General features: G+C 62.0%; 16 protein-coding genes. 5 read left to right on the top strand and 11 right to left on the bottom strand.

Annotated features, from left to right (window positions below):
* Window positions 1-78 precede the first annotated feature (78 nt).
* From J3P85_RS03530 to J3P85_RS03505, 6 genes are all read right to left on the bottom strand, one after another.
* Window positions 79-501, bottom strand: a complete 423-nt coding sequence (locus tag J3P85_RS03530) for a type II toxin-antitoxin system VapC family toxin (RefSeq protein ID WP_434704931.1) — start codon at window positions 499-501, stop codon at window positions 79-81.
* Window positions 498-743, bottom strand: coding sequence for a FitA-like ribbon-helix-helix domain-containing protein (locus tag J3P85_RS03525; protein WP_018613040.1), 246 nt, complete (start codon window positions 741-743; stop codon window positions 498-500). The genes J3P85_RS03530 and J3P85_RS03525 overlap by 4 nt, the downstream gene beginning before the upstream one ends.
* 81 nt (window positions 744-824) lie before the next feature.
* Window positions 825-1,193, bottom strand: a complete 369-nt coding sequence (locus J3P85_RS03520) for a glyoxalase superfamily protein (RefSeq protein WP_186730460.1) — start codon at window positions 1,191-1,193, stop codon at window positions 825-827.
* Window positions 1,194-1,317: 124 nt separating this feature from the next.
* Window positions 1,318-2,790 (bottom strand): N-acyl-D-amino-acid deacylase family protein, encoded by a 1,473-nt coding sequence (locus J3P85_RS03515; RefSeq protein ID WP_434704930.1) that lies wholly within the window; start codon window positions 2,788-2,790, stop codon window positions 1,318-1,320.
* Window position 2,791: 1 nt separating this feature from the next.
* The gene (locus J3P85_RS03510) at window positions 2,792-3,652 is read right to left on the bottom strand and encodes a MurR/RpiR family transcriptional regulator (protein ID WP_434704929.1); all 861 of its coding nucleotides are present in this window, start codon (window positions 3,650-3,652) and stop codon (window positions 2,792-2,794) included.
* Window positions 3,653-3,673: 21 nt separating this feature from the next.
* Window positions 3,674-5,023, bottom strand: a complete 1,350-nt coding sequence (locus J3P85_RS03505; protein WP_434704928.1) for a gluconate:H+ symporter — start codon at window positions 5,021-5,023, stop codon at window positions 3,674-3,676.
* On the opposite strand from J3P85_RS03505, the gene J3P85_RS03500 reads away from it, so the two are divergent.
* Together J3P85_RS03500 and J3P85_RS03495 are read left to right on the top strand one after the other, a co-directional pair.
* Window positions 5,022-5,363: a hypothetical protein gene (locus J3P85_RS03500; protein ID WP_434704927.1), complete on the top strand. Its 342-nt coding sequence runs from the start codon at window positions 5,022-5,024 to the stop codon at window positions 5,361-5,363. The two genes, J3P85_RS03505 and J3P85_RS03500, sit on opposite strands and share 2 nt — an antisense overlap.
* Complete coding sequence (locus J3P85_RS03495) at window positions 5,360-6,805, top strand: SulP family inorganic anion transporter (protein WP_434704926.1); 1,446 nt, start codon at window positions 5,360-5,362, stop codon at window positions 6,803-6,805. The genes J3P85_RS03500 and J3P85_RS03495 overlap by 4 nt, the downstream gene beginning before the upstream one ends.
* A gap of 393 nt (window positions 6,806-7,198) precedes the next feature.
* Here J3P85_RS03495 and J3P85_RS03490 read toward each other — a convergent pair whose 3' ends face one another.
* Together J3P85_RS03490 and J3P85_RS03485 are read right to left on the bottom strand one after the other, a co-directional pair.
* Window positions 7,199-8,110, bottom strand: a complete 912-nt coding sequence (locus tag J3P85_RS03490) for a LysR substrate-binding domain-containing protein (RefSeq protein ID WP_434704925.1) — start codon at window positions 8,108-8,110, stop codon at window positions 7,199-7,201.
* A 214-nt stretch (window positions 8,111-8,324) separates the two neighbouring features.
* On the bottom strand, window positions 8,325-8,915 hold the full coding sequence (locus J3P85_RS03485; protein ID WP_250963946.1) for an NAD(P)H-dependent oxidoreductase: 591 nt from the start codon (window positions 8,913-8,915) through the stop codon (window positions 8,325-8,327).
* 201 nt (window positions 8,916-9,116) lie between these two features.
* Between J3P85_RS03485 and J3P85_RS03480 the strand changes: the two genes are divergently transcribed.
* Window positions 9,117-9,431: a putative quinol monooxygenase gene (locus J3P85_RS03480; RefSeq protein WP_207963412.1), complete on the top strand. Its 315-nt coding sequence runs from the start codon at window positions 9,117-9,119 to the stop codon at window positions 9,429-9,431.
* Here J3P85_RS03480 and J3P85_RS03475 read toward each other — a convergent pair.
* Window positions 9,421-10,185 (bottom strand): sulfite exporter TauE/SafE family protein, encoded by a 765-nt coding sequence (locus J3P85_RS03475; protein WP_434704924.1) that lies wholly within the window; start codon window positions 10,183-10,185, stop codon window positions 9,421-9,423. The two genes, J3P85_RS03480 and J3P85_RS03475, sit on opposite strands and share 11 nt — an antisense overlap.
* Before the next feature lie 215 nt (window positions 10,186-10,400).
* Between J3P85_RS03475 and J3P85_RS03470 the strand changes: the two genes are divergently transcribed.
* Together J3P85_RS03470 and J3P85_RS03465 are read left to right on the top strand one after the other, a co-directional pair.
* Window positions 10,401-11,282 carry a LysR substrate-binding domain-containing protein gene (locus tag J3P85_RS03470; RefSeq protein WP_434704923.1) on the top strand — a complete coding sequence of 294 codons (882 nt, stop codon included), beginning with the start codon at window positions 10,401-10,403 and terminating at the stop codon, window positions 11,280-11,282.
* 97 nt (window positions 11,283-11,379) lie between these two features.
* On the top strand, window positions 11,380-11,724 hold the full coding sequence (locus tag J3P85_RS03465; RefSeq protein ID WP_060739285.1) for a cupin domain-containing protein: 345 nt from the start codon (window positions 11,380-11,382) through the stop codon (window positions 11,722-11,724).
* A 192-nt stretch (window positions 11,725-11,916) separates the two neighbouring features.
* Here J3P85_RS03465 and mmsB read toward each other — a convergent pair whose 3' ends face one another.
* Entirely contained in the window at window positions 11,917-12,804 is an 888-nt protein-coding gene (gene mmsB, locus J3P85_RS03460; RefSeq protein ID WP_046063065.1) for a 3-hydroxyisobutyrate dehydrogenase, read from the bottom strand.
* A gap of 10 nt (window positions 12,805-12,814) precedes the next feature.
* A complete protein-coding gene (locus tag J3P85_RS03455; RefSeq protein WP_186705932.1) occupies window positions 12,815-14,341 on the bottom strand; it encodes a CoA-acylating methylmalonate-semialdehyde dehydrogenase in 1,527 nt (508 codons plus the stop codon).
* Between the last annotated feature and the right edge of the window lie 79 nt (window positions 14,342-14,420).

Genomic DNA, 14,420 nt, shown 5'->3' with positions numbered 1-14,420 from the left:
ACCGATTGCCAAACGGATCGACCACCGCCATGTCCTGGCTACCCCGGGGCATGGCCTGCGTGAACGATCAGATCAAACCTAATTAGCCTGCCAGGGATTGATCACCTCAACCCCGGAAAACCCAAAATCCCGAACATTTCGAGTCGCAATCGAAGCGCCATGAGCTCGGCAAATAGCGGCGATCTGCGCATCGGCCATCGACACGCCTCGCCCCCTTGCTTCGCAGTTCGCCACCAGCGCCGCGTACTCAACGGCGGCATGGGCGTCAAACGGAAATATTCGCCCAACGAAGTCTTCTTCGAACATAGCCATCGCATGGGCTTCAAGTTTCTGTTTGCGCTTGCCGGATGGGAGCCGGGCAATGCCATGGAGAATTTCCGCCACGGTCACCGCAGTGATCGCAAGCTCCATCGCTGGCAGCACGTCGACCCAAGCCAACACTCTAGTGTCGGGTTCAGACCGCATGAACTCTGACAGGACATTGGTATCGAGCACGATCATTCGGAAAGATCCACCGCCTTTGCCTTCTCCTGTCGCGAAGGCAGATCGAGTTCAACCCCGCCGCTTGCACTAAACCTGCTGCGGATCCGGCTGCCAAGACCTCCTGCCTGGCTAACAGAGGCCAACGCCTTTCCCAAGATCAACCGGGCTTCTTCTTCCATCGAATGCCCATTATGGGCAGCAGCTATTCGCAGTTGTTCTTTGATCTGGTCGTCAAGGTTTCGAATCGTGATGCTGGCCATGATGCCCCCTGCAATCAATGAAATCATTGATTGAGGCTAACACACCTTGGGTCAGCAGGATCCAGAGAGTTGCTAAACGGCTCACACGTTAATCGCATTGGTAAACACCAACCGATTCCCGAACGGATCACTGATCGCCATGTCCTGGCTGCCCCAAGGCATGGCCTGGATCTGTGGGTGGGCGTAGCGGTATTGTTTGGCGAGCAATTGCTGCTGGAAGGCTTCCAGCTCATCGGTCTCGATCCGCAGCGCCGAGCCCGGCGTGCAATCGCCATGGTGCTCGGACAGGTGCAGCACGCAGTCCCCGCGGGAGACTTGCAGGTAGAGGGGAAAGTTGTCACCGAAGCGGTGTTGCCAGTCAACGGTAAAGCCCAGGAAGTCGACATAGAACGCCAACGCCTTGGCTTCATCGAAGATCCGCAGGATCGGGGTGGTTTTACCGAAGCTCATGGGGTGCTCCCTGGCTGAAAAGACCCAGTGTAGATGGGTTGACTCTAATGCTTCGGCTTTAAACCCGGCTTCTTTAGTGTCGCAATGCCATTATTGTGACGCCAATTAACACACTATCAGCCGCTTACACGCCATTCGATGGACCAAAGCCTCGACGCAGATCGCCTTCGCGCGCCAGGAAGCGCCCCTCCCGGCGTCCATTCGCCTGGCCGTCGCGATAGCTCAGGGCACCGTTGACCCACACACCATCAATGCCTTCGGCTGCCCGCTGGGGCTCATTGAAATCGGCAACGTCACGAATGGTGTGGGGATTGAACAACACCAGGTCCGCCCAATGGCCTTCACGGATTTCTCCTCGTTGCTTGAGGCCGAAACGCGCTGCGGAAAGGCCAGTCATCTTATGCACGGCGGTGTGTAACGGAAAAAGCCCGACGTCACGACTGAAATGTCCCAGCACCCGTGGGAAAGCGCCCCACAAGCGTGGATGAGGAAACGGGTCTTCGGGCAAACCGTCAGAGCCGACCATGGACAACGGATGGGCGAGGATCCGTCGTACGTCGCCTTCATCCATGCCGTAGTACACCGCGCCTGCCGGCTGTAGGCGCCGCGCCGCCTCCAACAGCGATACCTCCCAATCGCGGGCGATGTCGATAAGGTCGCGTCCGCCCATCGACGGATGCGGTGTCGACCAGGTAATGGTGATGCGATGGGCATCGGTCACTTGCTTGAGGTCCAAGGTCGAGGAGCTGGCCGCGTAGGGGTAGCAGTCGCAACCGACCGGATGGGTTTTCGCCGCGTTTTCCAATGCCGCAAGCACCTGCGGGCTTCGTCCCCAATTACCGGCGCCGGCGCATTTGAGGTGGGAAATGATCACCGGACTCTGCGCATGACGGCCGATCTGGAACGCCTCGTCCATGGCCTTGAGCACCGGTTCGAATTCGCTGCGCAGGTGGGTGGTGTAGACGGCGCCGAATGCGCTCAATTCTTCGGTCAGTTGCATGACCTCGTCAGTGGACGCTGCAAAGGCGTTGGCGTAGGCGAGGCCGGTGGACAGCCCCAAGGCACCGGCCTCCAGACTTTCGCGCAATTGCCGACGCATGGCGGTGATTTCTCCTACCGAGGCCGTGCGCAACAAATCGTCCATATGGTTACTGCGCAACGCCGTGTGCCCGACCAACGCAGCCACGTTGACCGCTGGCGTCGCCGCTTCCACCGCTGCGCGATAATCGGCAAAGCGTGGGTAGGCGAACGCCTGGGCCGTGCCGAGCAGGTTCATTGGATCTGGCGGATCGCCCCGCAGGCTCACCGGCGCGGCGCTGATGCCGCAGTTGCCGACGATCACGGTGGTCACGCCCTGGCTGAGCTTGGGCAGCATCTGCGGTTGGCGAATGACCACCGTGTCGTCGTGGGTGTGCACATCGATGAAGCCTGGCGCCAGCACGCGGCCGGCGGCGTCGATGTCGTCCTCGGCCCGGGCATCGCGCAGTTCGCCGATGCGTTCGATGCGACCGCCGTGGATCGCTACGTCGGCGTGGTAACCGGGCGTGTTGCTGCCGTCAATGACCAGTGCATTGCGGATAAGCGTGTCGTACAGCATGTCAGTCTCCCAGCGGCAAGTGATCGTCGCCGCCGCGGTAATCGTCCAGGGCGAGTTTGACTCGCCGCAGGCGCTCTTGATTGTCTTCGGGGTGGGCCAGCGCCAACTCGGTGGCGAGCACGTCGATGGCCAGCAGCATGCCGTAGCGCGCCGCCGTGGGTTTGTAGATAAAGGAAGTCTCGGCGCTTTGCAGGGGCAGCACGCAATCGGCCACTTGGGCCAGTGGCGAGTCGGCGCGAGTGATGGCTAGGATCGCCGCGCCGTAGCTGCGGGCCAGTTCAACCGCACTCAACAGCTCCGGCGTGATACCGGTCAGTGAGCAGGCGATGACCAGATGCTGGTCGCTCAGCGAGGTAGCGGTGATGCGCATCATCACCGGGTCGCGGCAGGCGGCAATCGGGTAGCCGAAACGCACCAGCCGCACCTGCAATTCCTCGCCGCACAGCGCCGACCAGCCACCCAGGCCGAACGCATGGATCATCCGTGCCTTGCCGATCATCCTCACGGCATCGCCAAACCGCGACTCTTCGAATCCTGACAAATGTTGGCGCAGAGTCGCTTCGATATCGCCGACGATCTGTCCATAAAACGCCGACTGCTCCGGCGCACCGGCCGGGTCGAGGAAACGGCTGCCGACGCCGCTGGCCTGGGCCAGTTGCAGGCGTAGGTCTCGCAGGTCTCGGCAACCGACGGTGCGGGCGAAGCGCGACAGGGTGGCGCTGCTGACTTCCGCCCGTTGGGCCAGTTCATCGAGGCTGGCGGAGGCTGCGAAGCCTACGTCTTCGAGCATCAGCCGGGCGATTCTTCCTTCGCCGGCGCTGAAGGAATCCTGACGGGCACGGATCTGGTAGAGGATGTCCATGACGGCTCCTTGCAGTGGCGGTCAAAGCACGCGCGCAAGCCCAAGGGTCAGGGCGAACGCGACCAGGGATATCAGTGTTTCAAGCACCGTCCAGGTCTTGAAGGTCTGCGTGACGGTCATATTGAAGTATTCCTTGATCAGCCAGAAGCCGCCGTCATTTACGTGGGAAAAGATAACCGACCCGGCGCCGGTCGCCAGCACCAGCAGCTCGGGATGGGGATAACCCAGGCCAATCGCCACCGGCGCGACGATGCCCGAGGCCGTGGTCATCGCCACCGTGGCCGAACCCGTGGCAACCCGCATCAGCGCGGCGAACAGCCAGCCCATGACCAGCGGTGACAACTGGAATTCCTCGGCCAGGCCGACGATCTGCTGCGTGACCCCGGCGTCCACCAGGATCCGGTTCAAACCACCACCGGCGCCCACCAGCAAAGTGATGCTGGCGGTCGGCGCCAGGCATTCGTTGGTGAATTTGAGGATCGATTCGCGGTTGAATCCCTGGGCCAGGCCGAGGGTCCAGAAACTGAGGATGGTCGCCAGCAGCAAGGCGATCACCGAGTTGCCGATGAACAGCAGGAACTGGTTGAAACCGCTGCCCGGCGTGGAGATAAGGTTGGCCCAGCCGCCGATCAGCATCAGAATCACCGGCAGCAGGATGGTCCCCAGGGTCACGCCGAAACCCGGCAGGTTGGCCCGCGGTTCACGGTCGAGAAATTGTCGCTCCAGCGGGTTCTCGGCCGGTAGCTGGATGCGCGGCACGATGAACTTGGCGTACAGCGGGCCGGCGATGATCGCAGTGGGAATGCCGATCAGGATGGCGTACAGCAAAGTCTGCCCCACCGAGGCCTGGAACACCTGCACCGCCAGCATCGCCGCCGGATGCGGCGGCACCAGCGCATGGACCACCGAAAGCCCGGCGACCATCGGCAGCCCCACCATCAGGATCGACACGCCCACACGCCGGGCGATAGTGAACGCGATGGGCACCAGCAGCACAAAGCCGACCTCGAAGAACAACGGCAACCCCACGAGGAAGGCAATGCACACCATCGCCCAGTGGGCGTTGCGCTCGCCGAAACGTTCGATCAGCGTCTGCGCCATGCGCTCGGCCCCGCCGGACTCGGCCATCATCTTGCCGAGCATCGTGCCCAGGGCCACCACCAGCGCAATGTGCCCCAGCGTCTTGCCGACACCCGCCTCGTACGCCCCCACCACACCCGACGGCGGCATCCCGGCCAGCAACGCCAGGCCAATGGAGACCAGGGTAATCACGATGAACGGATTGAGCCGGTAGCGCGCGATCAGGACGATCAGCGCGATGATAGCGATGGCCGCGTAGACCAATAGCCAATAACCAAAAGCAGGTGCCATGCGTTACTCCTCGAATGGGGTCGCGTCGATGTGTTGTGAAACTCATAAATCATTTCGACGACGAATCTTCAAACCTCCTGAAAGTAATTTTCGCGCAGAGGTAAAACTTGTCGCTGACGGACAACGCGACACGGCGTTGATGAAAATTCAGCGCAAGATTTTCATCGCTTTTGTGGCGAGGGAGCTTGCTCCCGCTGGGCTGCGAAGCGGCCCCAAATTCACCAGCACAATCGACCAACGGCTGGCCGCCCCGCACTCAATTCCGTACCATCCGCACCTGTTTTTTGCACCACTCCCCGGCAGCCGACGGTCCACCGGCGCCCAGTCAGGTAAATCATGAAACCCACACGTCTTCGCGCCGACGCCCTCGCCGGCCTCACCACCTCTTTCGCCTTGCTCCCGGAGTGCATCGCCTTCGCCCTGGTGGCCCATCTCAACCCGCTGATGGGGCTGTACGGTGCGTTCATCCTCTGTACGCTGACCGCGTTGTTCGGCGGTCGCCCCGGGATGGTCTCAGGCGCGGCGGGGTCGATGGCCGTGGTGATCGTCGCGCTGGTGGTGCAGCACGGGGTGCAGTACCTGTTGGCGACCGTGCTGCTGGGCGGGTTGATCATGATGGCGTTCGGGCTGTTGCGGCTGGGCAAGCTGGTGCGCATGGTGCCGCACCCGGTGATGCTTGGTTTCGTCAATGGCTTGGCCATCGTGATTGCGCTGGCGCAACTGGAGCATTTCAAGAAGGACGGCGTCTGGCTGAGCGGCACCCCGCTCTATCTGATGGCAGGGCTGGTGGCGCTGACCATGGCCATCGTCTACCTGTTGCCGCGCCTGACCCGCAGCGTACCGCCGGCCTTGGTGGCGATCCTCGGCGTTGGCCTGGCGGTTTATCTGCTCGGTCTACCGACCCGGACCCTGGGTGACATGGCCCACATTGCCGGCGGCTTGCCGACGTTTGCCCTGCCGGACATTCCCTGGAACCTGGAAACCCTGCAAATCGTCGCGCCCTATGCGGTGATCATGGCGATGGTCGGCTTGCTGGAAACCCTGCTGACCCTGAACCTGACCGATGAAATCACCGAGAGCCGTGGGTATCCGGACCGTGAGTGCGTGGCATTGGGCGCGGCCAACATGGCCTCTGGATTGCTGGGCGGCATGGGCGGTTGCGCGATGATCGGCCAGACGATGATCAACCTCAGCTCCGGCGGACGCGGACGGTTATCGGGCGTGGTGGCCGGGGTGATGGTGTTGCTGTTCGTGTTGTTCCTGTCGCCGTTGATCGAGCGCATTCCGCTGGCGGCGCTGGTGGGCGTAATGTTCGTGGTGGCGCAGCAGACGTTCGCCTGGGCCTCGTTGCGAGTGGTCAACAAAGTGCCAGCCAACGATGTGCTGGTCATCATCGCAGTGACGGTCATCACGGTGTTCACCGACCTGGCCGTGGCCGTGCTCTGCGGGATCATCATCGCGGCGCTCAACTTCGCCTGGCAACAGGCCCGGGAGCTGTATGCCGACACCCATGAGGAAGCCGACGGCAGCAAGCTGTATCGCCTGCACGGCACGCTGTTTTTCGCCTCGTCGACGCCGTTTCTCAACCAGTTCGACCCGGCCAATGACCCGGCCCTGGTGACCCTCGATTGCCGCCACTTGCGCTTCGTCGACTACTCGGCCGTCGCCGCGCTCAAGACCTTGCGTGAGCGCTACAGCAAAGCGGGCAAGCACCTGCGCGTGTATCACCTGTCCGAGCGCTGCAAACAAATGCTCAAGCGCGCGGGCGTGCAACACGACTGAAGCAACACCCAACAAAAACCTGTGGGAGCGAGCTTGCTCGCGATAGCGGTGGATCAGCCGACTTCATTACTGACTGACCTGGCGCCATCGCGAGCAAGCTCGCTCCCACAGGGGGTTATAGGACTGATGAAGATAGAGTGATCTCTGGCGATCAACTGTGGGAGCGAGCCTGCTCGCGAATGCGGTCTGCCAGTCAAAGCAAATGTTGCTTGGGCCTCCGCTTTCGCGAGCAAGCTCGCTCCCACAGGTCCTATGTTTTACTGACGGATCGCACCATTTCTTCAAGAATCCATTCCACCACCGACGTCCGCTTCGGTGCCCACCCCAGCAGCTCACGGGCATTGTTGCCGCGCATACTCGTTGCCCAAATCACTCTTGCCTTGAAGTTTCGAATCAACCCTTGAATTCCCGCGAGGCGTAGTCGGCGAGCTTGCCCTGGATGAAGTCCAGGAAACACTGGATCCGCAGGGCCAGTTGCGAATTGCGGTAGTACACCGCGTTGATCGGCTGGCGGTAGCCGCTGTTGGCATCGGCCAGCAGCACCTTCAGCCGGCCGGCCTGAATGTCGTCGCGGGTCATGAAGTCTGACAGGCAGGCAATGCCCTGCCCTTGCAGCGCCAAGTGACGCACGGTCTCGCCGCTGGACGCGCTGATGGCTGGCTGGATCGCCCAGCGATCACCGTGCACATGACGCAGCGGCCACTGATTGAGGCCATCGTTCTGGGCAAACCCCAGCAACGCATGCTCCGACAGTTCGGCAACGCTTGTGGGAGTGCCGTGCTGCTTCAAATAGGCCGGGCTGGCGAGGATGTGCAACGGGCTGCAACCCAGGGAGCGGGCGTGGAGCGTCGAGTCGATAAGGATGCCGATGCGGATGGCGATGTCAGTGCTTTGCTCCAACAGGTCGATGATCAGGTCGTTGCTGTTGAGTTCGAGTTGGATGTCTGGGTAAAGGCGGCGGAATTCTTCGATGTGCGGCACGATGGCATGCAGCATGAACGGAGAGGCCGCGTTGATCCGCAAGCGTCCCGAAGGATTTTTCTGGCGAGACGACAGGCGCTCTTCCAGCTCATCCATCTGGTCGAGGATGCCTTTGGCCTGTTCGAAGAAATACTTGCCCTCTTCGGTGAGGTCCATGCGTCGCGTGGTGCGGTTGATCAGCGTGGTATCGAGCTTGGCCTCCAGCCGCGACAACGTGCGGCTGACCGCCGACGGCGTCTGCCCGACTTGCTCGGCGGCGGCGGAGATGGATCCGCATTCGATCACGCAGACGAAAATCTGCAACTCGTCGGATCTGGCTTTCACAGACATCCTCTCGTGGAATGCACATCCAGTGTGAAGGATGCTTTTGTGGCGAGGGAGCTTGCTCCCGCTCGGCCGGGCTGGCGCTCCAGCGCGCAGCGGCCGCTTTTTTGGGGGGGGCTGCTGCGCAGCCCAGCGGGAGCAAGCTCCCTCGCCACAAAAGCCCGCTCGCCTTGGGTGCAGGATTACGTTCGGGTAAGTCCCGATAGTATCTGGATTACCGCGAAAGGCCGAACACCTCACGCAAATGCCGCTCATACCGCGCCACATCTTCTTCGATGTTCGGGCGCTTCATCACATCCACGCACAGGAAGGTCGGCAGGCCGGTCATGCCAAGGAACTGATTGGCCTTGTGGAACGGGAAGTACACCGCGTCCACACCCTTGGCTTCGAAGAAATCGCTCGGGTCGTCGAAGGCTTGCTGCGGGGCGTTCCAGGTCAGCGACAACATGTACTGCTTGCCTTGGATCAGGCCGCCGCTGCCGTATTTCTGCGAGGCATCGGAACGGGTCCGACCATCACTGGCGTAGAGGCTGCCGTGGCCTTCGGTGAAGACTTCATCGATGTACTTTTTCACGGTCCACGGCGCGCCCATCCACCAACCTGGCATCTGGTAAATGATCACGTCGGCCCAGAGGAACTTGGCGACTTCCTCCTGGAGGTCGTAGCCGCCATCGATGAAAGTGGTTTTCACATCAAACCCGCCACGGTCCAGCACGCTGAGCGCCGTCTCGTGGAGGGTGGCGTTGTAGCGACCGTCGGAATGGGCGAATTGTTTGCCGCCGTTGAGCAACAGGACTTTTTTCATGGTGAGCCTCATCAGGTTCCACGGCGTGGGCCGTTGGCTGGCCGCCGCATGGAAAGATTGAAATTGATGGCGGCAGAGTACCGACGAGCTTCGCGCGGAATAAGCACCGCAACGGCAAAAGTGATTTGACCTATACGCAAGAATGGACGGCTGATTGTTGCCGTAAGCTTCGGCACCTCTTTTAATTCAGGAGCCCTCTCCATGAGCGAACTGCACGGTTTCATCCTGCACGCCAAGACCCGCCCGGAAAAAGCCGAGGCCTTCGAGGCGCTGTTCCGCGCCTACGTCGAACCAAGCCGTGCCGAGCCTGGCTGCATCGAATATCACATGCTGCGGGACCAACAGGATCCAACGCTGTTTATCTTCTATGAGATCTGGGCATCCCAGGCACACCTGGAAGTGCATTCGAATCTGCCGCACATGAAGCAGTTTTCCGAGCAACGCATGGATTATCTGGAGCGCGACTTCGACATCCGTCGCGTCGACATGCTCAGCCCGTCCTCGGCTAGCCGCTGACCAGCAGATGGCCGCCGAGCGCACCGAGACCGATGAAAAATACCCGCTTGAACAACACGGCGCTGATCCGCTGGCGCAACCATTGCCCCAGCCACATCCCCAGCAGCGCCGGGACCAGCGCCAACAACGAAGCACTCAATTCGCCCCCGCCCAGCTCGCCGCGCCACAACAGGCCGGCGGCCAGGGTCAGGGTCGAAACGGTGAATGACAGGCCCAGGGCCTGCACCAGTCCATCCTTGCTCAAGCCCAGCGCTTGCAGATAAGGCACTGCCGGAATGACGAACACACCGGTAGCGGAAGTGACGAGGCCGGTCAGCAACCCGCAGATCGGAGCGATCCACGGCTCGGCATCGGGACCGACCCGCAGCGTCGGCAGCAACAGGCCACTCAGCGCATACAGCAACAACGCCCCGCCCAAGGCCCGCACCACCCAGGCCCCGTCTGTCATGCCGATCCACAGCGTACCGAGCCCGGTACCAATAAAAATCGCGAGTAACAGCGGCCACAAGCGCCGGATCAAGGTTTGCAGATGGCCGCCGAACGCCAGTTGCCAAAGATTGGTCAGGGTCGCCGGAATGATCAGCAGCGCCGCAGCCTGCGCCGGCGCCATAGCCAGACCGAGCAAGCCCATGGAGATGGTCGGCAGGCCGAGGCCGATCACGCCCTTGATGGTGCCGGCCAGCAGGAAGGTGCCGATGACCAGTAAGGAAAGGGCCAGGCCGAGGTTTTGATAGAAAGCGATGAGTGTGTTCATGGGGCTATCGTGCGCCCCGGGGCTTGGCTTGAAAATCTGCCATATACTGAGGGTGCCTCTCTTTCAGCAAGAGGCTGGAAATTTTGTGGATGCTACTGGCGCCATCGCGAGCAAGCTCGCTCCCACAGGGGATTGCATTTCAAACTGTGGGAGCGAGCTTGCTCGCGATGAGGATAAACCAGGCACCGCAACACTTGAGACAGGATCACCAGCCCATGCACTTCGACCTCACCGACCTGCGCCTCTACCTGAACATCCTCGACACCGGCAACATCACCGCCGGTGCGGCCCGCAGCCATTTGTCCCTGGCTGCGGCCAGTGCGCGAGTGCGTACCGTGGAAGCGTCCCTGGGCATCGACCTGCTTGAACGCGGACGACGTGGCGTATCGCCCACGCCGGCTGGCAAGGCGTTGGCCGAACACGCCCGGCTCCTGCTGCAACAGGCCGAACGCCTGCAACAGGACTTGGCCGAATACGCCAAGGGCGTCAAAGGCCGGGTGCGGCTGCTGTGCAACACCAGCGCCATGACCGAATACCTGCCCGAACTGCTGGCCGGCTTTCTCAAGACCCATCCCAACCTCGACATCGACTTGCAGGAGTTGCCCAGCTCACGGATCACCCATGCGCTGCGCGAGGGCGCGGCGGACCTGGGGATCGTTTCCGACGCGGTGGACACCGATGGCCTTCAGGCCTGGCCGTTTCGCGACGATCCGCTGGTATTGATCCTACCGAACGGACATCCCCTGGCTGACGGTCGAACCGTGCGTTTCAGCGAAACCCTCAGCCACGACTACGTCGGCCTGAACGCCGCCAGCGCCCTGGCGATTCACCTGGAAGAACAGGCCCTGCACATCGGCTCGCGCATGCAAATCCGCATTCGCGCCGAGGGTTTCGACGGGATGATTCGCATGGTGACCCATGGCGCAGGCATTGCCATCGTGCCGAAGGCGGCCGTCGATCGGCGACCGACCGAGCTGTCGTATCAATGCGTCCCACTGCAAGAGGCCTGGACCCACCGAGCGCTGCTGCTGTGCGCCCGCAACTTCGAAGGTTTGCCCACCTACGCCAAGGCCCTGGCTCGGCATCTGGCCGATTGATGCGCGTTTCTGGATAGCCCGGTGTCGACTACAGACATCTACCCACCCATGCCGCGCGTTAGGGTGCCTGTTCTCTTCCGCCCCTTTCGGAGCTCACATGACCGCCCCCATCACCGTCCTGCGCGACACCCATCCGCTGCCCGTACTCGATGCCTGCAAATGGGAAAAACTCGAAGGCGACCCGCACACCGTCAACCTCAACGCCTACACCAGCGAAGACGGCAGCAAGATCATGGGCACCTGGATCTGCACACCGGGCAAATGGTATGTGGAATACGTGAAGTGGGAGTACTGCCATTTCCAGGAAGGCTACTGCATCATCACCCCAGAGGGCCTGGAGCCAATCCATCTGCGCGCCGGTGATATTTTCGTCATCGAACCCGGCATGAAAGGCACCTGGGAAGTGGTCGAGACCGTGCGTAAATATTTCGTCTTCGCCTGAAACAAAAAACCGAGAGACCACCCGACGTGGTCTCTCGGAAAACAACCGTGAAAGCTTCACCGCTTCAGCACTGCCCTGTGGCGAGGGAGCTTGCTCCCGCTCGGTTGCGCAGCAACCGCCAACAAACAGGGCTGCTACGCAGCCCAGCGGGAGCAAGCTCCCTCGCCACAAAAGCCTCTCGATATCACAGGTTTACTGCGGCTTGCGATAGCTGTTCACAATCGCCGAAAAGTCCTTGCCGCCCTCGCCGCGCTGGCTCATCGCCTGGTACAACTGTTGCGCCACAGCCCCCAGCACCACCGGCTGATGGGCCTGCCGCGCGGCTTCGGTCGCCAGGCCCAGGTCCTTGAGCATCAGGTCGGCGCCAAAGCCACCCGTATAGCCACGGGAGGCCGGGGCCGTTTCGATCACGCCCGGCCACGGGTTGTAGGTGTCCGAACTCCAGCAGCGGCCCGTTGAGCTATTGATGATGCCGGCCAGCACTTGGGTGTCGATCCCCAAGGCATCGCCCAGGGCCATGGCTTCGCTGACGCCCACCATGGAAATTCCCAGCAGCAGGTTGTTGCAGATCTTGGCGATCTGCCCGGTACCGACTTCACCACAATGCACAATGTTACGACCCATTTGCGCCAGCACCGGTTGCAAGGTGGCAAACAACTCAGCCGTGGCGCCGACCATGAAGGTCAACGTGCCCGCCGCCGCGCCGCCGGTGCCGCCCGAGACCGGCGCATCGGCCATCGCCACGCCTTGTTTCGCCGCGGCAGCCGCTACGTCACGGGCGGTTTGCGGATCGATGGTGCTGCAATCCACTGCCGGCGTGCCGGCGGCGATGCCGGCCAGCACACCGTCTTCACCCAGCCAGACACTGCGCACATGGGCGGCGGCCGGCAGCATGGTGATGACCAGTGCCGCGCCCTGGGCCGCGTCGCGCGGCGAGGCGCTGATGGTACCGCCCAGCGCCGCCAGTTCAGCCAGTACCGTCTGGTTCAGGTCGAACAGGTTCAGCGAATGGCCGGCCTTGAGCAGGTTGCGCGCCATGGGGGCGCCCATGTTGCCCAGGCCGATAAATGCGATGTTCATGTCCGGCTCCTTAACGCAAATTGATGGTGGTGTTCACACCGTCATTGACGCTGTCGTCATCGAACCAGCGCGCGGTCACGGTCTTGGTCTGAGTGTAGAACTGCACCACTTGTTTGCCGTACGGACCGAGATCGCCGAGTTTCGAACCGCGGGAACCGGTGAAGCTGAAGAACGGCACCGGTACCGGAATCGGGATGTTGATGCCCACCTGGCCGACGTCGATTTCGCTCTGGAATTTGCGCGCCGCCGCACCGCTCTGGGTGAACAGGCCCGTGCCGTTGCCGAATGGGTTGGCGTTGACCAGGGCAATCGCCTGGTCGAGGGTGTCGACTTCCAACACCACCAGCACCGGCCCGAAGATTTCTTCGGTGTAGATGCGCATGTCGGTGGTCACGCCGGAAAACAGGGTCGGGCCGACAAAGTTGCCCTGCTCGAAGCCCGGCACGCTGATGCCACGGCCATCGAGCTCCAGCTTCGCCCCTTCCTTCACGCCACTCTCGATCAACTCGAGGATCCGCGCCTTGGCCCGTTTGGAAATCACCGGGCCGACATCCGTGCCCGGCTCGCTGCCGGCGTTAACCTTGAGCTTCTGCGCCAAGGCCTTGAGTTCCGGCAACCACTGCTTGGCCGCGCCCACCATCACCACCACGGAGGTGGCCATGCAACGCTGGCCCGCCGCGCCGAAACCGGCGCCGACCAAGGCGTTGAGGGTTTGTTCACGATTGGCATCGGGCAACACCACCGCGTGATTCTTGGCGCCCATCATCGACTGCACGCGCTTGCCGTGGCGACCCGCCAGGTCATACACGTGGGTACCGACCGCGGTCGAGCCGACGAAGGAAACCGCCTTGATGTCCTTGTGGGTGCAGAGCGCATCCACCACGTCCTTGCCGCCGTGCACCACGTTGAGCACACCCGCCGGGACGCCGGCCTCGATGGCCAGCTCCACCAGCAGCATGGTCGACAGCGGATCCTGTTCTGACGGCTTGAGCACGAACGTGTTGCCGCAGGCGATGGCCATCGGGAACATCCACAGCGGAATCATCGCCGGGAAGTTGAACGGCGTAATGCCCGCACACACGCCGATCGGCTGGCGCAGCGTGTAGGTGTCCACGCCACCGGCGACGTTCTCAGCGAACTCGCCCATTTGCAGGGTACCGATGGAGCAAGCGTGCTCGACCACTTCCAGGCCACGGAAGATATCGCCCTCGGCATCAGCGATGGTCTTGCCCTGCTCGGCACTGAGCACCGCGGCGATGCGCTTGGAATGCTCGCGGATCAATGCCTGGAGCTTGAGCATGATGCGCATCCGCGCGCCGATGGGCGTCAATTTCCAGGTCTGGAACGCACGCTGGGCAGCGGCAATGGCGGCATCGACTTCCGCGGCCGTGGCGAACGGAACCTTCGCCAACACCTGCTGGGTGGCCGGGTTGACGATGTCGTGCCATTCGCTGGATTGGGATTCGACCCACTCGCCATCGATCAGCAGTCTGACGGTTTGCAGGGTGGTATCGCTGGGCGTAAGGGAAACGTTCATGCTGGCCTCCGGGATTGTTCTTATGAGAGAGCGCTGGTTCAGCAAAGACCAAGGTGCGCGAGCACGGTTGGTGATGAGA

Origin of the sequence: Pseudomonas sp. Z1-12, from assembly GCF_051132015.1 — a bacterium.
Classification (GTDB): domain Bacteria; phylum Pseudomonadota; class Gammaproteobacteria; order Pseudomonadales; family Pseudomonadaceae; genus Aquipseudomonas; species Aquipseudomonas zanjanensis.
This window is presented reverse-complemented; position numbering and strand designations above follow the sequence as displayed.